This window comes from Pectobacterium artocarpous, from assembly GCF_046159765.1.
Classification (GTDB): domain Bacteria; phylum Pseudomonadota; class Gammaproteobacteria; order Enterobacterales; family Enterobacteriaceae; genus Pectobacterium.
Map to the genome: position 1 here is coordinate 76,995 of NZ_JBJXVK010000005.1, position 19,406 is coordinate 96,400.

Annotated in this window: 14 protein-coding genes and 1 pseudogene; 10 read left to right on the forward strand and 5 right to left on the reverse strand. The window is 51.1% G+C overall.

All coding sequences use genetic code 11. The features are described from left to right. Positions 1-57: 57 nt before the first annotated feature. The gene (gene pelI / locus ACKQAD_RS04550) at positions 58-1,113 is read right to left on the reverse strand and encodes a pectate lyase PelI (RefSeq protein WP_409159060.1); all 1,056 of its coding nucleotides are present in this window, start codon (positions 1,111-1,113) and stop codon (positions 58-60) included. A gap of 592 nt (positions 1,114-1,705) precedes the next feature. Between pelI and ACKQAD_RS04555 the strand changes: the two are divergent. The 7 genes and pseudogenes from ACKQAD_RS04555 to ACKQAD_RS04585 all read left to right on the forward strand — a co-directional run. Then, positions 1,706-2,030, forward strand: a pseudogene (locus tag ACKQAD_RS04555) (glycoside hydrolase family 28 protein); the annotation flags it as partial. A 323-nt stretch (positions 2,031-2,353) separates the two neighbouring features. Then, the gene (locus ACKQAD_RS04560; protein ID WP_409159061.1) at positions 2,354-3,403 is read left to right on the forward strand and encodes a type II asparaginase; all 1,050 of its coding nucleotides are present in this window, start codon (positions 2,354-2,356) and stop codon (positions 3,401-3,403) included. A 281-nt stretch (positions 3,404-3,684) separates the two neighbouring features. Further along, complete coding sequence (aroL, locus tag ACKQAD_RS04565) at positions 3,685-4,206, forward strand: shikimate kinase AroL (RefSeq protein WP_409159062.1); 522 nt, start codon at positions 3,685-3,687, stop codon at positions 4,204-4,206. A 137-nt stretch (positions 4,207-4,343) separates the two neighbouring features. Then, positions 4,344-4,628 carry a pyrimidine/purine nucleoside phosphorylase gene (ppnP, locus tag ACKQAD_RS04570; RefSeq protein ID WP_409159063.1) on the forward strand — a complete coding sequence of 95 codons (285 nt, stop codon included), beginning with the start codon at positions 4,344-4,346 and terminating at the stop codon, positions 4,626-4,628. A gap of 260 nt (positions 4,629-4,888) precedes the next feature. Beyond that, a complete protein-coding gene (locus ACKQAD_RS04575; protein ID WP_409159064.1) occupies positions 4,889-6,202 on the forward strand; it encodes a nucleoside permease in 1,314 nt (437 codons plus the stop codon). Beyond that, positions 6,199-7,203 (forward strand): ADP-ribosylglycohydrolase family protein, encoded by a 1,005-nt coding sequence (locus tag ACKQAD_RS04580; RefSeq protein WP_409159065.1) that lies wholly within the window; start codon positions 6,199-6,201, stop codon positions 7,201-7,203. Before ACKQAD_RS04575 ends, ACKQAD_RS04580 begins: the two co-directional genes overlap by 4 nt. Then, positions 7,200-8,177: a PfkB family carbohydrate kinase gene (locus ACKQAD_RS04585; protein WP_409159066.1), complete on the forward strand. Its 978-nt coding sequence runs from the start codon at positions 7,200-7,202 to the stop codon at positions 8,175-8,177. Before ACKQAD_RS04580 ends, ACKQAD_RS04585 begins: the two co-directional genes overlap by 4 nt. Here ACKQAD_RS04585 and ACKQAD_RS04590 read toward each other — a convergent pair. Further along, positions 8,151-8,897 (reverse strand): GntR family transcriptional regulator, encoded by a 747-nt coding sequence (locus ACKQAD_RS04590; RefSeq protein WP_409159067.1) that lies wholly within the window; start codon positions 8,895-8,897, stop codon positions 8,151-8,153. The two genes, ACKQAD_RS04585 and ACKQAD_RS04590, sit on opposite strands and share 27 nt — an antisense overlap. 535 nt (positions 8,898-9,432) lie before the next feature. Between ACKQAD_RS04590 and ACKQAD_RS04595 the strand changes: the two genes are divergently transcribed. Continuing rightward, positions 9,433-11,223 (forward strand): methyl-accepting chemotaxis protein, encoded by a 1,791-nt coding sequence (locus ACKQAD_RS04595; RefSeq protein WP_409159068.1) that lies wholly within the window; start codon positions 9,433-9,435, stop codon positions 11,221-11,223. A gap of 111 nt (positions 11,224-11,334) precedes the next feature. Here the strand turns inward: ACKQAD_RS04595 and rdgC are convergent, their stop codons facing one another. Next, on the reverse strand, positions 11,335-12,264 hold the full coding sequence (rdgC, locus tag ACKQAD_RS04600; RefSeq protein ID WP_409159069.1) for a recombination-associated protein RdgC: 930 nt from the start codon (positions 12,262-12,264) through the stop codon (positions 11,335-11,337). 310 nt (positions 12,265-12,574) lie between these two features. Here rdgC and mak point away from each other — a divergent pair, with 310 nt between their 5' ends. Then, on the forward strand, positions 12,575-13,486 hold the full coding sequence (gene mak, locus ACKQAD_RS04605; RefSeq protein ID WP_409159070.1) for a fructokinase: 912 nt from the start codon (positions 12,575-12,577) through the stop codon (positions 13,484-13,486). A gap of 18 nt (positions 13,487-13,504) precedes the next feature. Here mak and ACKQAD_RS04610 read toward each other — a convergent pair whose 3' ends face one another. Both ACKQAD_RS04610 and sbcD read right to left on the reverse strand, forming a co-directional pair. Then, on the reverse strand, positions 13,505-17,188 hold the full coding sequence (locus tag ACKQAD_RS04610) for an AAA family ATPase (RefSeq protein ID WP_409159071.1): 3,684 nt from the start codon (positions 17,186-17,188) through the stop codon (positions 13,505-13,507). Next, positions 17,185-18,411: an exonuclease subunit SbcD gene (sbcD, locus tag ACKQAD_RS04615; protein ID WP_409159152.1), complete on the reverse strand. Its 1,227-nt coding sequence runs from the start codon at positions 18,409-18,411 to the stop codon at positions 17,185-17,187. The genes ACKQAD_RS04610 and sbcD overlap by 4 nt, the downstream gene beginning before the upstream one ends. A 283-nt stretch (positions 18,412-18,694) precedes the next feature. On the opposite strand from sbcD, the gene phoB reads away from it, so the two are divergent. Next, positions 18,695-19,384, forward strand: coding sequence for a phosphate response regulator transcription factor PhoB (gene phoB / locus ACKQAD_RS04620; protein WP_005975981.1), 690 nt, complete (start codon positions 18,695-18,697; stop codon positions 19,382-19,384). Positions 19,385-19,406 lie beyond the last annotated feature (22 nt).

The window sequence follows — 19,406 nt, forward strand, 5'->3', positions numbered from 1 at the left end:
TGATGCGTCAGAACCCCATAGGAGGTACTAATTTAGGTGTGAATTCTGCTGGCAGAATTACAGAGCTTTAACGTTTGAACGGCTGACTTTGCAGTTCTTGGTATCCCATTTCTCACCGTGTTTAGGGGATTCACCCTTGCCTTTTTCCACGCCGGTAAACTCTTCACAGACAGGCGGTTTACCTTCTTTGTAGTTTTTAATACGCAGATCGCGGATTTCAGCGACATCGCCAAAGTTACGGTTTACGCCAGCGATGCTGTCGATGGTGCCGTTAACAGTGGCGCTGATGATGGTGAGGTTACGCGGGCCACCGTTATTGGTGCAGTTACCGCAGGAACGCCATAGTTTGCCGTGTTGACCGGTTAGGGTGAAGTTGCCCTGTACGATAGTGTGGCTGTTTTTGGCATTCTGTTGCAGCACTTTGTCCGGTTTGCCGCCGGCGCCATTGGTGGTGTTATGTGCGACACCGCCGACGATGGTCATGGTTTTACCGTTGTTGGTGGCCGCATCTTCACAAATGTCTTCCCAGATCACGTTTTCGATACGGCAGTTACCTGATTTACAGTGGATACCGTCAGAACCGCCTGTTTTGGAGATGCGCAGGTTCTTAATGGTGGCATTTTCCAGAGTGATAACAGGGGGCTGTTTATCACTGTCGCCGCTACAGCTCAGGCCCAGAGTAATACCGCCGCAGTCGACGGTTTTATTTTTAATTACCGCTTTCTCTTTACATTCTGAACTGGCTGCCTTCAGTGAAGCTGCACGCAGTGGTGCTGGCTCAAGGCTTGGGTTGGTCGGTGCTGCGTTAGACTTCAGTACACTATTATTGCCGCTAACGGTATCTACCCAATACCAATAATCCGATTTTGGATTGGCGGTTAAATCGGTAAAAGTTCTGTCGGTAGAATTGAGCTCTGCAATTTTTTCGCTGCCCGCCTGATTGTTACTGGTGTTGCGATACACGTCCTGGCGAACAACGTTGCCTGCATCGGTAGACCAGCTTAAATAGGTGGCATTATCTTCTTTCAGCAGCATCAGCATGGGGTCAGCAGCTTGCGCCTGAAAAGAAAAAGCAGCAGTACATAAAAATATCGGTGTTATATACTTAAACATGTGTTTTTCCTTGTAAATTAAACGGATATTTTTTCTCTTTATTTATTCTGAATAAAGAGGGAGTCCTTGCGCATCGGGAGGATTATATAACAAGGAATGTGAAATTAATAATGATTAGAAAAAATATTTAGATTGATTGGGTTGTTTAGTTTGCCTTGTGATTATTTTATATTTAACGTGTGTTTTTTTTATTATATTTAATTTAATTATTTGCCATGAATTAATTTTCTGAAAATTCTTATTAAAAATAAGAAAAATGAGTGTTCTGAAGAGATAAAAATCTTATCATCTGCTAACGGCCAGGCAGGACTGGATTCGGTTTGTTCCTACGCTTCGTTGATGTTTCATTTACTTTTCTGGTTATGTTTTAACCACTCAATGAAATTGAATGCTTCTCTGAATGAGCATTGAAATTTTTTATGTGAATGGACTTTTATTATTCTACATATTCATGTACGACAATTTTTAGTTTCTATAAAGGGTTTTATTTTTCTTATTAATAAAAAGAAAATGAAATTTATTTTTAGGTAACAACAAAATTGCAGATATCCATAAGGAAAGGTTTGATATGGAATACCAATAAGGAAAACGAATTTTATCATTATCACTAGGGCTTATCGGCCTGTTCAGCGCATCGGCATGGGCTTCTGATTCCCGATAGGGTAAATGAGCCGAAAGTTCCCGCCACCTGTACGGTGTTAGAGCGGGCAGCATTACGGCAACCAGCAGCATTCAGAAAGCCCTGAATAACGTTGGGCAAGGAAAGCAGTAGATTGAGTGCAGGGAGCACTTCCGTCTTTCTCCGCGGCCCGCTTTCTCTGCCTTCTGGCATCATCTTACTAATCGATAAAGGGGGGACGTTGCGGGTAATGAATAACGCCAAGTCTTTTGATAATGCGCCGTCATCCTGTGGCGTGGCTTTCTCCTAACATGCCAATCGCCTGCTTGAAATGCATCAGGGAATGCTGTTTGAACTGACGGGCGAAGCGCGTGAACAGGCCTCGCAGGATGCGGTGGCACAGATTAGCCGGTAGTGCAAATCAGCGTGCCTGAACGCCTTGCTGTGAGTTATAACACACGGTTAACATGAAGTTTTACAGGCATATATTAATTCGTTGAATTCTGGGGCATTATAAGCGCCAATGTTGGCAGATTGCCAACAGAGTTGAGGTTTTTTACTTACAGATCAGGTGCCTGACGTATCTGGTCTGCCACTTAACTCAATAAGTTGGTATATGTTATGAAACGGATGTTTAACGCATTATTCGTTGTTGTTTTTGTTTGTTTTTCGTCTCTGGCAAATGCGGCAGAAAATCTACCTAACATTGTTATTCTGGCAACGGGCGGTACGATTGCGGGTTCCGCCGCGGCCAACACGCAAACCACAGGGTACAAAGCGGGGGCGCTGGGCGTAGAGACGCTGATTCAAGCGGTGCCCGAGCTGAAAACACTTGCCAATATCTCTGGTGAGCAGATTGCCAGCATCGGTAGTGAAAATATGACCAGCGATGTTCTGCTGAAGTTGAGCAAGCGCGTCAACGAGCTGCTGGCACGCAGCGATGTTGATGGCGTAGTGATTACGCACGGTACGGATACGCTCGACGAATCGCCTTACTTCCTGAACCTGACGGTGAAGAGTGACAAACCAGTCGTCTTTGCCGCTGCGATGCGTCCGGCAACGGCAATCAGCGCCGACGGCCCAATGAACCTGTACGGTGCGGTAAAAGTCGCAGCGGATAAAAACTCCCGTGGTCGTGGGGTGATGGTGGTGCTGAACGACCGTATCGGTTCTGCCCGTTTCATCAGCAAAACCAACGCCTCTACGCTGGATACCTTTAAAGCGCCGGAAGAGGGTTATCTGGGCGTGATGATTGGTGACAAAGTTTACTACCAGACTCGTCTGGACAAAATCCATACCACGCGTTCCGTATTTGATGTGACTAACGTAGATAAACTGCCAGCCGTCGACATTATTTATGGCTATCAGGACGATCCAGAGTACATGTATGACGCAGCCATCAAACACGGCGTAAAAGGCATTGTGTATGCGGGTATGGGCGCAGGTAGCGTATCTAAACGCAGTGACGCCGGTATCCGTAAAGCGGAAAGCAAAGGCATTGTTGTGGTACGATCCAGCCGTACCGGCAGCGGTATCGTACCACCCGATGCCGGCCAGCCTGGTCTGGTTGCCGATTCTCTGAGCCCGGCTAAATCACGCATTCTGTTGATGCTGGCGCTGACGAAAACGACGAACCCTGCGGTGATTCAGGATTACTTCCACACGTATTAATCGCCTGAGCGGTTTTTTGTGTCATTGCCCCGCTTTTAAACGCGGGGCTTTTTGCTTTTGGTCATTGAATTTTTACTTTTGGCCGTGCAACTTGTCGTTACCACTGAGAAGTCACTTCCCTCTCTGTTGATTTTATCGGTATGATTCAGCCCACGACAAAGCAGGTAATCACCCCATTTATCTTTGATACCCGAAATAGTCCGAGTTGCGGGACAGCCGACGCGCGTGCAGCTTGAAGTATGACGGAGTGGGCGAGTTAAAGAAGAAGGATACGTCATTAGATGACACACCCCATTTTTATGGTTGGTGCCAGAGGCTGTGGGAAGAGCACCGTTGGGTATCAGCTGGCGCAGGCGTTGGGATATGACTTTGTCGACACCGACCTGTTTATGCAGCAGACCACCAATATGACGGTGGCTGATGTGATCGCGCAGGAAGGATGGCATGGATTCCGCCAGCGTGAAAGTCTGGCGCTTCAACTGGTGACGTCTAACCGTTGCATCGTCGCGACGGGCGGCGGTATGGTGCTTGCGGAAGCTAACCGACGCTTTATGCATGATAAAGGCACCGTCGTTTATCTTCATGCGGATGCGGAACTGCTGGCGCAGCGGCTGGAAGAAGACCCGCAGGATAACCTGCGGCCCACGCTGACTGGTCGTCCTATCGCGCAAGAGATGGCCGATGTTTTGGCTGCTCGCGAGGCGCTGTATCGCGGTGTCGCGCACCACGTCATTGATGCATCGCAGGCACCGGAAGCGATTGTGACAAACATATTGAAGGTGCTGCGTTTGTCGGCCGCGTAGGACGGTGGCCGAACATTGGCAAAATAATCACCAGTCAGTGTTACCGAACACTAACTTTCAATGAATAGATCGTGACAGTGGCGCGACTCTCCTTTTAAGATGAATTTTCTGAATTTTTCGACGATAGGTGCCGCGCTATGCTGAATGTAAGTGAGTATTTTGCAGGGAAGGTCAAATCAATCGGTTTTGAAGGCGACGGCATTGGCCGCGCGAGTGTCGGCGTCATGGATGCGGGTGAATACACGTTTGGAACCGGGCAGCCGGAAGAAATGACGGTTATCACCGGGGCATTGAAAGTGCTGTTGCCAGGCGCGCCGGATTGGCAGGTTTTTACACCGGGAGAAACGTTTTTCGTTCCGGGAAAAAGTGAGTTCAATTTGCAGGTAGTCGAACCGACTTCTTATCTGTGTAAGTACCTGTAATACCTATTTTATTTTTATAGTCTATATCCTTATCGCCGCGTTGTGTGCTATACCACGCGGCGTTTTTTATGCTGATTCTGCGTCATTCCCACTTTTCATCCCGCTCTGCTTGTGTACCTTTCTGCCATTCTTTTCTTAATGGTAATAAATAATGCTGCAAAAATGTTAAGTGGTTCAAATAATGAACGCAAAGGTATTTAAAAGGTATTATTAACTGGTATTTTAAAGGTGTACCTGACTTTGTCATGAAGGATGTAAATATGAAAACTACAGCAAAGCTGTCGTTCATGATGTTCGTTGAATGGTTTATCTGGGGAGCCTGGTTTGTTCCACTCTGGCTGTATCTGAGCAAAAGCGGGTTCACGGCGGGCGAAATCGGCTGGTCGTATGCCTGTACCGCTATTGCCGCTATCTTGTCACCGATTCTGGTGGGGTCACTCACCGACCGCTTCTTTGCCGCGCAAAAGGTGCTGGCCGTACTGATGTTTGCCGGAGCGATACTGATGTACCTGGCGGCGCAGCAAACGGAATTCATGTATTTCTTCCCGCTGTTACTGGCCTATTCGTTAACCTACATGCCGACTATCGCCCTGACTAACAGCATCGCCTTCTCGCATGTTGCCGATGTAGAGCGGGATTTCCCGCGCATTCGTGTATTGGGGACGATCGGTTGGATCGCCTCGGGTATCGTATGCGGTTTTCTGCCGACATGGCTTGGATTTAGCGATATTTCTCCCACCAATATTCCATTATTGATTACCGCTGGCAGCTCTGCGTTGCTTGGTCTCTTTGCTTTTTTCCTGCCCAATACGCCACCGAAAAGCACCGGCAAGCTGGATGTTAAAGTCATGCTGGGGCTGGACGCGATCGTATTGCTGAAAGACAAAAACTTTCTGGTGTTTTTTGTCTGCTCCTTCTTGTTCGCGATGCCGCTGGCGTTTTATTACATTTTTGCCACAGGCTTCCTCACTGAAGTCGGCATGAAAAATGCGACAGGCTGGATGACGTTGGGTCAGTTCTCGGAAATTTTCTTCATGCTGGCGCTCCCGTTTTTCACCAGACGCTTTGGTATTAAAAAGGTATTGTTGCTGGGGCTGATTACGGCGGCTATCCGCTATGTCTTCTTTGTCTACGGCGACGCATACCACTATTTCACGTACGCTCTGCTGTTCCTCGGCATTCTGCTGCATGGCGTGAGTTACGATTTTTACTATGTTACCGCCTATATCTACGTGGATAAAAAAGCGCCGGTGCATATGCGCACGGCAGCGCAGGGGCTGATTACGCTGTGCTGTCAGGGCTTCGGCAGCCTGTTGGGATACCGTTTGGGCGGCGTGATGATGGAGAAACTTTTTGCTTACGGCGAACCGGTGAACGGTCTGACCTTCAACTGGACCGGCATGTGGCTTTTTGGGGCGGTGATGATCGGGATTATTGCGCTGATCTTTATCTTCCTGTTCCGGGAATCGGACAAAACTATTCTTCCGATTCAAACAGGTTCTCCGATTAAAACCGGTTCGACAATTAATGTAGAAGGCGCAAATCAGCCTTTCAGTACAGAGGAAAACAAATGAAACAGGAACGTATTCTCGGTGCCTTATATGGCCAGGCTTTAGGGGATGCGATGGGGATGCCATCGGAACTGTGGCCCCGAACGCGTGTGAAGGCACGTTTCGGCTGGATCGATCGCTTTTTACCCGGCCCAGCGGAAAACAATGCGGCGTGTTACTTTGGCCGCGGCGAGTTTACCGACGATACCTCGATGGCGCTGAGTCTGGCCGACGCGATCATTGAATGTGAGGGGGAAATTAATGCTGATGCGATTGGTCGCCACATCCTGAAATGGGCGGAATCGTTCGATGCGTTTAATAAAAATGTGCTCGGCCCAACGTCCAAAATTGCGTTGAAGGCTATCCGTCAGGGTACACCGGTCAGTGAACTGGAAAATAATGGCGTCACGAATGGCGCGGCCATGCGCGCCTCTCCGCTAGGTTGCTTGTTGCCTGCGCACCATCTCGATGAATTTATCGATCAGGTGGCGCTGGCATCCAGCCCGACGCATAAATCCGATGTGGCGATTGCGGGGGCGGTCGTGATTGCCTGGGCTATTTCCCGTGCGATTGACGGTGCCAACTGGCAGGCCATCGTCGATGCATTGCCGTCAGTGGCGCGCTACGCGCAGGAAAAACGTATCACCACGTTTAGCGCCTCTCTCGCCGCCCGTCTGGAATTAGCACTGAATATTGTCCGTAGCGCAAAGGGGACAGAAAGCGCCAGCGAGCAGCTTTATCAACTGATTGGTGCGGGAACGAGCACCATTGAATCTGTCGCGACGGCCATCGCGATGGTGGAACTGGCGCAAACCGATCCAAACCGCTGTGCGATTTTGTGTGCCAACCTTGGTGGAGACACCGATACGATCGGGGCGATGGCGACTGCGATATGCGGTGCGTTACATGGGGTAACGGCGATTGATGCCGGGTTGAAGCAGGAGCTGGATGACATTAACCAGCTTGATTTTCGTCGCTATGCCAGTCTGCTTCTGCAATATCGCTCAGCACGGGAGGGGGGATGAAGGCCTGCGAACTTGCCGAAAAACTGGATGAGCTAACGACGCGTCAGCCGCTGACCATCATCGGAGCCGCAGTAATCGACGTGATTGCCGATGCTTACGCATTGCCGTATCGCGGATGTGATATCGAACTGAAGCAGCAAAGCGTGAATATTGGCGGCTGCGCCTTGAATATTGCCATTGCGCTTAAACGCCTTGGGGTGGAAGCACAAAACGCCTTGCCGGTCGGGCAGGGCGTGTGGGCGGATATCATTCGTCACAGTCTGGAAAAACAGAACCTCACCACGGTGGTACAAACTGATTCGGGAGACAACGGCTGGTGTCTGGCGCTGGTTGAACCGGATGGCGAACGGACGTTTATGTCCTTCAGCGGCGTTGAGAACCAGTGGAGTGATAATTGGCTGGCATCGTTATCCGTGGCATCGGGGAGTTTGGTCTATCTTTCCGGCTATCAACTGGCGGCACCGTGCGGCGAGCGTCTGGTGAGCTGGCTGGAAACCTTGCCTGACGCTACCCCGTTTATCGATTTTGGCCCACGTATCGCCGATATTTCTCCCGAAATGATGGCTCGTATTATGGCGCTTCACCCTGTCGTTTCCTTTAATCGTCAGGAAGCGGAGGTAGCAGCGGAAATGCTCGGCGTGTCGGCTGATGTACAAACGCTGGGACGCGCCTGGCGGGAGACGTACCGTGCACCGGTGATTATTCGTCAGGACAACGCGGGGGCGTGGTATTTTGATATCGATTCTGAGGGCGTTATCCCACCGTTTCCGGCAACGGTGGTAGATACCATCGGCGCGGGAGACAGCCACGCGGGAGGAACGCTAGCGGGGTTGGCCGCAGGCTGGCCGCTGGCAGAGGCGGTCACGCTGGGGAATGCGGTTGCTGCGTATGTCGTGAGTCACCGTGGCGGAGATTGCGCACCCACGCAGGTTGAGCTTCGTGCCCGATTACTCCTCGCAGACGAACACATATAGATCGCTACGGCAGTAGCTGATGCTGTATTCGATGGGCCGGTTCTGCTGGTCGAGCGCCACCTGCTTGATGACCAGAACCGGTACTGTATTATCAAGCTGAATGTGGGACTGGAACTCGGCATCCGGCAGGCGTGCGCTGACGCGGCTGCGTGTACGCTGTGGATTGATGTTCTGGCTGCGGAAATAGGCATAAAGTGAGACGCCGATATCTTCAGCGTCAGCAATCAACTCAACAGGGACATACGACTCTTCAATTGAAACGGCATCCTCATCGACGTAGCGAATACGTTTCAATAGAAAAACAGGGGTTTCTGGCGCAATTGCCAACTGTTCAGCGACGTCCTTACTGCTTTTTACAATTTGTTTGTTCACCCACAGCGTATTAGGTTTTTGACCTCGTAGTACGACCTGCTGTGAAAATCCGCGCGCTTCTTTCAACGAATACTCGAATATATTATTGATTTGCGTACCGTAGCCGCGCACGCGGGTCACTACACCTTCTTCTTCCAGCGTCTGCATGGCTTTACGCACGGTAATGCGCGATACACCAGCCAACTGACTCAGGTCGCGTTCGCCCGGCAAAATATTGCCATGCTCCAGCATGCCACTGCGCACGGCGTTTTTTACCGTTTCGGCAAATTTCAGGTAGAGCGGTGTATTGTCAACTGCCGCAAAGCGCTGAGTAAGCTGTTCTATTAATTGAGCATGCGCGTGTTCCATTCTTCTCTGACCCTGACCAGCCAACATAGGTTCTATAATACCACTGGTATTATTCAGTCTATACTGAAAATGTTCAGTCATCTCATCGCATAAAAATAAACTAAGTGAAATGATTTTCAGCATAATACTCTACCGAAGACTCTCCCGCTCTTTTTGTAACTGCGTGCATTACTTTCATATATGAACGATTTTATTTAATGGTTTTTATTAATTACCTGTACAAATAATGATGAGATGATTAGGAGTAATCCCGTAATTGTTAAGGTGTAATAGGTTACGATGCTCATCGATAGTTTTATCTTATGTTAAATGATAAGTTATTTATTTTTCTGTTTTTGTTTTTACTGGATTCTTGTATTGTTTTGTTGGTCTTAATGCCATTTTATATATTTTTTTTACATCATGATTTGGTTGAACATATTAAGTGTTTTTTCGGGTTTTAAGATAAATGGCAGCGTTGGAATGTGATCGCATTCAAGTTTTATTTTTCTTTGCCGTTATGGATCGTATAACTATTCTATGCAAAGAGTATTTTATGCTGAAAACAACGCGTTCCCGCATCCTTGCGGCCTGTTCGACCATTGTTATACTTTCGCTTGTTATTAATACCTTTCTTAATTACACCATAGCCAATAACGCTAATAAAGAATCGATCCAGAATACGCTGGATGCGGTAGCGACTAGCCATAGTATCGCTATCAGCGACTGGGTTGCGTCTAAAACGCAGATGATTTCTGCGCTGCATGACCGCGCGATAATGGATGAAGATCCGATCCCGTTGTTTAAACAGATTGTGGCATCTGGCGGGTTCCTGAACGTGTACATGGGCTACGCCAATGGCACCGCCAAATTTGCCGATCCTGGCGGTATTCCTGCCGATTACAACCCGACTGTCAGACCCTGGTATCAGCAGGCCCTAAAAGAGGGTAAGCCGTTAGCAACCGCGCCGTATGTTGATATGGTAACGAATACGCTGGTGGTTTCTTTCGTTGCGCCTGTCGTGGAAGGGGGAACGGTTCGGGGTGTGGTCGGTAGCGACGTCACAATGAAGAGTGTGATCGAAAACGTCAAAGCTATCAACCCAAGCCCGGAAAGTTTCGGTGTGTTGATTGACCGCAGCGGCACGATCATTGCGCACCCGGATGAAGAACTGACGCTGAAAAACATCACCGAAATTGCTCCTGCGATTAACCTGAACGACATTCTTTCAGCAAACAGCGCTCGCGATGTGGATTTTTCCGGGTCAGCGAAGTTGGTGCTGGCGAAACCGATTACCGGTACGGACTGGTTTATGTTGGTCGCGCTGGATAAAGCTGAAGCTATGGCGGGCATGCGTTCTCTGTTGTCTACGTCGGTCATCACACTGGTTGCTATCGCGCTGCTGGGGACGTTGATTATTGGCTTTATTATCACGTCAACGCTCAAGCGCCTGCTGCAAATCCGCGACGCAATGGATGACATCAGCAACGGCAATAACGATTTGACGCAGCGCCTGCCGGATGAAGGGCAGGATGAAGTCGCGCAAATTGCCCGCTCGTTTAACATTTTTGTCGATAAGATCAGTCAGGTCATGATTCAGATTCGGGATATCAGCGCCTCGCTTCAGGTAGCGGCGAATGAAATCTCAGCAGGGAACAATGATCTTTCTGCGCGTACTGAATCTGCGGCATCAAGTATTCAGCAAACGGCGGCCTCGCTGGAAGAAATCTCCGCAGCAGTGACGCAGTCGGCAGGCTCGGCGCAGCAGGTTAACGCTAAGGCACTGCTGCTGTCGAAAGATGCAGGCACGGGCGGAAAAGTGGTCTCCGATGTGATTGTCACGATGGAAGAGATCGTGGTCGCGTCTGGGAAAATCGGCGATATCATCGGCGTGATCGATGGCATTGCATTCCAGACTAACATTCTAGCGCTTAACGCTGCGGTAGAAGCGGCGCGTGCGGGTGAGCAGGGCCGTGGTTTCGCGGTGGTTGCTGGTGAAGTTCGCAGTCTGGCACAGCGCAGTGCACAGGCTGCAAAAGAAATTAAAGAGCTGATCGAATCGACGGTTTCCAGCGTGACGTCAGGCTCTGTGCAGGTTCGTCAGGCCAGCGATACGATGAATGAAATTGTCGGCGGCGTGTCTACGGTGAGCTCTGTGATGTCTGAAATTACGCACGCGGCGGATGAGCAAATGCGTGGCATCAACGAAATCAACAAAGCAGTCGCACAGTTGGATTCGATGGTGCAACAAAACGCCGCGCTGGTGCAGGAGTCTGCTGCTGCGTCGGGGGCGTTGCAATCACAGTCTGAAGAACTGAATGCCGTGGTTGGGGCATTCCGGGTCTAACGGATTCGTCACTAAGGATGTATTGCCCGCTGCCAGAACGACGGCGGGCAATCACCGACTGCATTAGCGAACGACTGTATTAGCGATCGACTGTATTAACAATCGACAGCATTAACGTTGGGCTTCACCGCCCAGCGCTTCAATCAGATTCGCAATCAATGCAGCCAGTTCGCTGGTCATCAAAATGAAATCGGCATCAAACCGCTGAGCAAAATCTTCCCGATCGATATCGTCGTTTTGTTCGCGCAGCGTATCGGAGAACTTCAATCGTTTTACCGAACCGTCCTCGGACAAAATCAGTTGAATACGTTCCTGCCAGTCCAGCGCCAGCTTGGTGACCAGCTTGCCAGCTTCAATATGCACAGCGATTTCATCGCAGACCAAATCCTGTTTTTTACAGCGGATGACGCCACCGTCTTCCAGAATGGCTTTTAGCTCTGCTTCATCCTGCAACGTGAAACCAGCGGCTGGCTCACCAGAGCGTACCCACTCGGTCAGCGTCAGCTCAATAGGGTTTTCCATCGTCAGCGGCACAACGGGCAGTGACCCCAGCGTTTTGCGCAGCAGCGCCAGCGTATCTTCCGCTTTTTTGGCGCTGGCGGCATCGACCATAATCAGGCCGTTAACCGTATCGATCCACATCCAGACCTGACTGAAACGGCTAAACGCACGCGGTAGCAGGCTATGCAGCACTTCGTCTTTCAGCGAGTCTTTTTCGGTTTTTTTCAGCTTACGGTGCTGTTCCGCTTCCAGTCGCTCAATTTTGGCCTGAAGGGTTTGCTTGATGACCGGAGATGGCAGGATTTTTTCTTCTTTACGGACGCAGATAACGATTTGACCATTTACGACGTGCGTTAAGGCATCGCTATGCGATCCCATCGGCGATACCCAGCCCGTTTTCATCATATCCTGACTGCCGCACGGAGTGAACGTGAAAGCGCTGAGCCGTTTTTCCAGTTCATCCGCAGATAACACGTTATCTTTGGACAGTGCGCTGTCCCGGCTTAGGCGGTAAATCATTAAGTTTTTAAACCACAACATGGTGTTATCCCTGACTGGGCGCGCAGGTTTGCACGCGGGTTTGCAATGTTGCGCGCATGATAACGAATTCGAGGCCGCAATGTAGAATAAAATACCGGGATTCAGAGGAATACCTATCACGCTTTGGATTGCAACTGATTGCTTTCTTTGATTATCTCTATTAAGAAAGTTTTCAGACCAGTGACACACTGGCTTTTGTGAAACAAGAACGAACATTGCGTAACAAGAACGACCACCACTCGACCAACTTTGTCGGCAACCTCAGTATCTCTGGGAGCGCGGGCCTGTTTACAACATGTGGGGAAACATTATGAGAATCGGTATCGATCTGGGTGGGACGAAAACGGAAGCTATCGCGCTGGATGATGAGGGACAGGAACGTTTTCGGCAGCGTATGCCGACGCCAAGAAATGACTATCCGGGAACGCTGCGGACTATCGCTACGCTGGTAGAGATGGCTGAAAAAGCGACCGGCTGTCGCGGCAGCGTCGGCGTAGGGATTCCCGGTACGCTGTCGCCGTTTACCGGGAAGGTAAAAAACGCTAACTCCACCTGGCTCAACGGTCAGGCGCTGGATCGCGATCTCTCCACGCTAATGAATCGGCCTGTTCGGGTCGCCAATGACGCGAACTGTTTCGCGGTTTCAGAGGCGGTTGATGGCGCAGGGGCAGGGAAGCAAACTGTCTTCGCGGTCATCATTGGAACCGGCTGCGGATCGGGAATTGCGCTGAACGGTCAGGCTCATGTCGGCGGCAATGGTATTGCGGGTGAATGGGGGCATAATCCGTTGCCCTGGATGGATGAAGACGAACTGCGCTATCGGCAGACGGTTCCCTGCTACTGCGGTAAGTCTGGCTGTATTGAAACGTTTATCTCTGGTACCGGATTTGCCGTGGATTACCAGCGCCTGAGCGGCCAGAAGCATAAGGGCGAGGCCATTATTGCCTTAGCAGAACAGGGCGATCCCATCGCCGAGCTGGCGTTGCAGCGCTATGAGCATCGTCTGGCAAAATCGCTGGCGCATGTGATCAATCTGCTCGACCCAGATGTGGTGGTGCTGGGGGGCGGCATGAGCAACGTTTCTCGCCTTTATCGAACCGTGCCGGAAAAGATTAAACCGTGGATCTTTGGCGGCGAGTGCGAAACTCCCGTACTTCAGGCCATTCACGGCGACTCCAGCGGGGTACGCGGAGCCGCCTGGCTTTGGTCGAAGACGGAGTAATCGCAGATCGAATAATCGCTAAACGGCGTACTGCGGTGCCAGCCGGCTGACACCCAGTCCGTTAATCTTCTGCACTTTGATCTGTACCGGAATACGCTCTTTCATGGCTTCGACATGGCTAATAACGCCGATGGTTTTACCCGAGGCGTTCAGGTTATCCAACGCGTCCAGCGCGATATCCAGCGTCTCGGCATCTAGCGTTCCGAAGCCTTCATCCAGAAACAGTGAGTCGATACTGGCTTTATGGCTGACCAGATCGGACAGCGCTAATGCCAGCGACAGACTGACCAGAAAACTCTCGCCGCCGGATAGTGTTTTTGTGTCACGCTCGGCATCCGCTTGCCAGGTATCCATGACCAGAAGTTCCAGTTCGCCACCGGGCTTACGTTTTAGCTGATAGCGATCGTGCAGGCGTTCAAGCTGGAGATTAGCGAGATAGACCAGATGATCCAAAGTCAGCCCCTGAGCAAATTTGCGGAACTTATCCCCTTTACTTGAACCGATCAGCGAGTTTAGCGTCTCCCAGTCGTCATTTCTTTGCTGGCTTTGGGCGATCTCGTTAAGTAAATCCTGCTGGCTCTGACGCTGTTGTTTATCATCAGCCAACTGGCGCAGGAACTCTCCCTGTTGCCGCAGATTGGTTTTCAGCGTTTCATCCAGCGCTGCCAACTGCTGCTGTATTGCTTCCTGCGTGACGCCCTCCGTCAGGGATGCTGGCCGCTGTTGCTGATGGGCGAGCAACTCTCCTTCAGCCTGCTGGCGCAGCGCCGCCGCCTGCTGCAAGTTCTGATACAGCGTTTCCTTTAATGCCTGCAACCTCTGGCGTTCCTGTTCATCAAGCAGTGCATGGAGAAAGGCCGTTTCATCACAGAAAGTGCTTTGCTGCAATGCCTGAGTAAAGCGTTCGATCGCACTCTGATACTGGCGCGAATTTTGTTCATATTGCTGCTGTTTGCCAGCCAGCTCACCTGTCAGACGGCTCAACGTCGTTTCGGTTTGCTGACGAGCTGACAGGGCTAGCCTGAGCGCATCGTCATACTGCTGGCTGGTTCGCTGTAACTGTTCGCGCACATCGGCGATTTGCTTGTCCCCAAACAGTTTCTGCCGCTCTTGTTGGCTCGCGCTGAGCAACGTAAGGTGCTGTGCCAACTGCTGTTGCTGTGTTTGGATCAACTGTGTCGCCTCTGTCACGCTGTGGTGCAGATGCTGAAGATCGCTGTTCAGCGTGGCTAACAGGGGAATTAAGCGAGATTGTTCCAGCTCTTTGGCTTTCCAGACTTGCCATTCGTTCTCGCGCTGAGCCAGCCAGTCATCTTGTGCGTCAGCGTCTGGCAGAAGGAGCCCTACTGTTGCCAGCGTCTGCATCATTTCCTGAGTATGTTGAGTGAGCTGCTGGTGCACATTTTGCAGTGACTGGGCTGTTTCTTCCTGCGTAACGCGTAGCGACGTGTGTTGCTGAGCGTTCAGCACGATTTTCTGGTCGAGCTCCCGCTGCCATGCCTCTGCGGCAGTCAGTAAATCCTTACTTTCCTGCCACTGTTTTTGTAGTTGCTCGCGGAGGGTAATCTGCTGCCGAATAGCCTGTTCTTCGGCTTCACGCTGTGTAAGCCAGGCTGCGATGTCGTCCTGCTGTTCCAGCGAGTAGTTAACTTGTAAGCGCTCACTGACATCTTGCCACTGTTGGATCAGGGTGTGATGTTCGCTATCGCACTGAGCGATGTCCTGTTGCAGTTGTTCCCGCTGCTGCTCTTGCGAAACCAGCAGCGCCGTTGTATTCGCCAGCGCTGTTGTTAACTGGTTCACTTGCTGCTGTAGGTGCGTCAGGCGTTGTTGGGTATCAGACGGTTGCAGCGCCTGATAACGTTCAATTGCCGGATGCTCGGTTGAGCCGCAAAGCGGGCACGCTTCTCCTGCCTGTAGCCGTTGCCGCTCAGCTTCCAGCCTAACAATACGCTCTTCTTGCCAGTACACCGTTTCCAAATCGGCCAGATGCTGGCTGCGTTGTTCATACTCGGATTGTTGCTGTTTCCGTAATATTTGTGACTGGTCGATATGTCCTTGTATCTCAACCTGTTTGGCGAGATATTGCTGTTTGCGCACCTGAAGGCGCTGGAACTGGTCGCTGACGGTTGCGAACTGTCGGCATGCCGTTCGCTGATCAATCAGTTGATTAAATCGCTGGTGCAGGGTGGAAAACGACTGGTGCGCGTCCTGATGTTGCCGCGTTTCATCATGTTGCGTGAACTGCTGGCGCGCTGCATTTACTGCCGTTTGCTGTTCACGCAGCTGCGCCGCTAGCGCCATGCCCTCTTGTTGTAGCGCTGTCGACTGTTCGGCGTGCTGTGCCTGTTTTTGCTCCAGCTTCTGCTGCTCGCCCTGAAGCTGGCTCAACTGCCGAAACTGGGTGCGCCACAGAGGCAACCGCTCTCCCCATTGCTGATGATGTGCGTGTTGCTGACGGTAAGACTGAATCTGTTCAAGCTGTTGTTTAGCCTGCTGTTGCTCTGCTGCTATCTGGGCTTGTTTGCTTTCGTCGGCGTGCAGGCGAGCCTGTGTTTTTGCCAGCTCGTCCTGTTGCTGCGCTTTTTGCTGCACTAGCGTAGTAATGCGATGGTCAAGTGGCACAACCTGTTCGTTGATCATCTGCTCTTGCTGCTGCCGTACCCGTTTGTGCTCACTAACATCCTGCTCTGCTTTGCCTTCCTGCTGGCGTAGCGCGGTTAATGTCACCTGCTCGGCGGCCTGCTTTTCGGTCAGTTGTTGAATGTGCTGGGCGAGCACAAGAGACTCTTGCCGATAGCGTTCTCGTTCCTGATATAACGGCCTCAGTTTTTCAGCGGGTTCGCTGTTGGCTAACTTGTCGAGCTGCGGCTTAGCCTGCTGAATGGCGGATTCAGCACCCGAATATTGTGCCAGTGTGTGGCTGAGCTGCGTTTGCCGCTGTGTCAGTTGTTCAAACCAGCGTAGCGTAGTCAGCGCTTGCTCACGCTCGGCGTTGCCCCGTTGTTCTTGTTGAATCAGCTCGGCAAGTTGTTCTTCCACCTGCTGACGCTGTTCAGCCGTCAACAACTGAATGCCGGAAGCACGAGCCTGTAGCGTATTCAATGCTACGTTTGCCTGTTTGTGCTTTTCATACACGCGTTCGGAAATCAGGCCGTAAATGTCCGTGCCGGTTAGTTCTTCCAATAGCTCTGCGCGGTCGTCTGCTTTCGCATTGAGAAAGGCAGCAAATTGCCCCTGCGACAACATCATGGAACGCGTGAAGCGGGCAAAATCCAGTCCGGTGAGCTGCGTGATCATCTCTTTCTTATCATTGAGTTTTTCACACAGAATTTTGCCGTCTTCAATGCGCGCGAGTTCGGCCTTGGGAGACTGCAAATTGCCGTCAGGGACATTTCTTGCCCGACGCTGGCTCCAGAAGGCGCGGTATCCCACGCCTTTCACCTCGAATTCTACCTCGGCAAGGCACTCTGCGGTATTACGCGTCATCAGGTCATTCTGGCTGGCGGAAAGCAGGCCAAGCCGTGGTGTTTCGTGGTACAACGCCAGACAGATGGCATCCAGCAGCGTGGTTTTGCCCGCGCCGGTTGGGCCTGTAATGGCAAATAAGCCGCTGCTGGAAAATGGCTCCTGCGTGAAGTCGATCTTCCACTCGCCTTTCAGCGCATTGAGGTTCTTTAAGCGCAGACTGAGAATCTTCATTTGGCCGTCTCGCTATTTTCCAGTTCATCAATAACCTGATTAAACAGCGTACGGACACGCTGCTGGCGACCCTCTTCCATCTCTGTCTCCGTTGCCAGACGGCGTTCAAAAACGTCATGTACGCTGAGCTCGTTCAGCGTTTCCTTGTCCTGTTGCGTTATAGCCTGCATGCGCTGTTCGCGCGTGCGGCGTAGCAGAAGCACCTCAACGGGCAGGTTCTCGGTCATTGTCTGAATTCGTTTTTGCATGTCGCTGAGATAATCCTGCGTGTTGATTTCGATATCCAGCCATACCGGTTTATCGCCTTGATAATCCTGAAACGCGGCCAACTGTCGTTCAATATCGCTCAGGCTACCTTTAATCAATTGCATTGGTTGAGTGACAGGAATAGGCAGTATGTCTATTTGTGCTGGTAAATCTGGTGTAAAACTGACCAGACAAACGGATTTCTCGCTGTTGAGTTCGTCAAAACTCAGCGGAATAGGTGAACCGCTGTAGCGAATGTGCTCGCTTTGCATCACGCGCTGCGGGCGGTGAATATGGCCGAGCGCGATATAATCCGCAAGGGGGAAAGCTTGAGCAGGAAAAGCATCGAGCGTACCAATATAGATATCGCGCACGGATTCCGAGGCGGTTGCGCCAATTGTCGTCAGGTGCCCAGTTGCAATAATCGGCAGCGGCAGGCCAAGTTCGTCGCGCATTTGGCAAGCCAGTTGGTAACACTGCTGGTAGTGTGCGGTAATCGCTGCCTGTAGCGCTAGCTGTTTTTCATCACCGGATTGTCCGGCTTTGCTGGCCAGGACATCGCGTGGGCGCAAAAAAGGAATGGCACAGAGCAGGGCGCCGGGTTGCTGTTGACGGTTTTTCAGCATGAGCACTTGCTGGGCCGGATCGTCGCTGGCGCAGGCCATCACCTGTGTGTTCAGGCAGGCCAGCAAATCGCGGGATTCGTTTAACATCGCGACGGAATCGTGGTTGCCGCCGAGAATAACGAGCTGACAGCCTGTGCGTTGTAGTTCTACCACGAAGCTATAATACATTTCCCGCGCATAGCTGGGGGGCGAGCCGTTATCAAAAATATCGCCTGCGACTATAATGGCATCAACCTGATGGTGCTCCACCTGAGCGATGAGCCAGTGCAGAAAAGCCTGATGTTCAGCGGCGCGGCTTTTGGTATAAAAATATTGCCCTAAATGCCAATCGGCGGTGTGGATAATGCGCATTGTGTTCTCTCGATATTCATGCCGCGTGGCGTTGTCATTATTCATTGTGTGAAAGGATGTACCGTCGCCATGGTGCTCTGTCATCGTCATGCCATGATTATATATAGCAGGGAGGACGGCTGTCGCGGTGGAATCTGGAGTTTGGAAAGCGGCTCGAAAATCGGATGTATGCGCTGTAACATCGCGCGGAGAGATCCGGGTGTTTTTCATAAATCTGTCATAAAACTGACGCATAATGCCTTTCGCCTGCTAACAGCGACGATGATTAACGACAGGATTAACAATGGCAAAACGCATATTAGTCGTGGAAGATGAAGCACCAATTCGTGAAATGGTCTGCTTTGTACTGGAGCAAAATGGTTATCAACCAGTTGAAGCCGAAGATTATGACAGTGCGGTAACGCAACTGTCGGAGCCATTCCCTGAACTGGTGTTATTGGACTGGATGCTGCCAGGAGGTTCGGGCCTGCAATTCATCAAGCATATGAAGCGGGAGGCGCTGACGCGTGATATTCCGGTGATGATGTTGACCGCACGCGGTGAAGAAGAAGACCGTGTGCGCGGGCTTGAAGTGGGAGCGGATGATTACATTACTAAGCCGTTTTCACCCAAAGAATTAGTGGCGCGTATCAAAGCCGTGATGCGCCGTATTTCACCGATGGCGGTGGAAGAAGTCATTGAAATGCGCGGCCTGAGCCTCGATCCTTCCTCACATCGCGTGACGACCGAAGAGCACGCATTGGACATGGGGCCGACGGAATTCAAGCTGCTGCATTTCTTTATGACGCATCCTGAACGTGTTTACAGCCGGGAACAGTTGCTGAACCATGTTTGGGGCACTAACGTATATGTTGAGGATCGTACTGTCGACGTCCATATTCGTCGCCTACGTAAAGCGCTCGAAACCAGCGGACATGACAAAATGGTGCAAACCGTTCGGGGAACGGGCTACCGTTTTTCAACGCGTTATTGAGGTAAGCGTAACCGGAGATATA

Bases quoted from the DNA above. Each gene is read 5' to 3' on its own strand.
- pelI (WP_409159060.1), bottom strand. From the start codon at position 1,113: ATGTTTAAGTATATAACACCGATATTTTTATGTACTGCTGCTTTTTCT.
- ACKQAD_RS04560 (WP_409159061.1), top strand. From the start codon at position 2,354: ATGAAACGGATGTTTAACGCATTATTCGTTGTTGTTTTTGTTTGTTTT.
- aroL (WP_409159062.1), top strand. From the start codon at position 3,685: ATGACACACCCCATTTTTATGGTTGGTGCCAGAGGCTGTGGGAAGAGC.
- ppnP (WP_409159063.1), top strand. From the start codon at position 4,344: ATGCTGAATGTAAGTGAGTATTTTGCAGGGAAGGTCAAATCAATCGGT.
- ACKQAD_RS04575 (WP_409159064.1), top strand. From the start codon at position 4,889: ATGAAAACTACAGCAAAGCTGTCGTTCATGATGTTCGTTGAATGGTTT.
- ACKQAD_RS04580 (WP_409159065.1), top strand. From the start codon at position 6,199: ATGAAACAGGAACGTATTCTCGGTGCCTTATATGGCCAGGCTTTAGGG.
- ACKQAD_RS04585 (WP_409159066.1), top strand. From the start codon at position 7,200: ATGAAGGCCTGCGAACTTGCCGAAAAACTGGATGAGCTAACGACGCGT.
- ACKQAD_RS04590 (WP_409159067.1), bottom strand. From the start codon at position 8,897: ATGGAACACGCGCATGCTCAATTAATAGAACAGCTTACTCAGCGCTTT.
- ACKQAD_RS04595 (WP_409159068.1), top strand. From the start codon at position 9,433: ATGCTGAAAACAACGCGTTCCCGCATCCTTGCGGCCTGTTCGACCATT.
- rdgC (WP_409159069.1), bottom strand. From the start codon at position 12,264: ATGTTGTGGTTTAAAAACTTAATGATTTACCGCCTAAGCCGGGACAGC.
- mak (WP_409159070.1), top strand. From the start codon at position 12,575: ATGAGAATCGGTATCGATCTGGGTGGGACGAAAACGGAAGCTATCGCG.
- ACKQAD_RS04610 (WP_409159071.1), bottom strand. From the start codon at position 17,188: ATGAAGATTCTCAGTCTGCGCTTAAAGAACCTCAATGCGCTGAAAGGC.
- sbcD (WP_409159152.1), bottom strand. From the start codon at position 18,411: ATGCGCATTATCCACACCGCCGATTGGCATTTAGGGCAATATTTTTAT.
- phoB (WP_005975981.1), top strand. From the start codon at position 18,695: ATGGCAAAACGCATATTAGTCGTGGAAGATGAAGCACCAATTCGTGAA.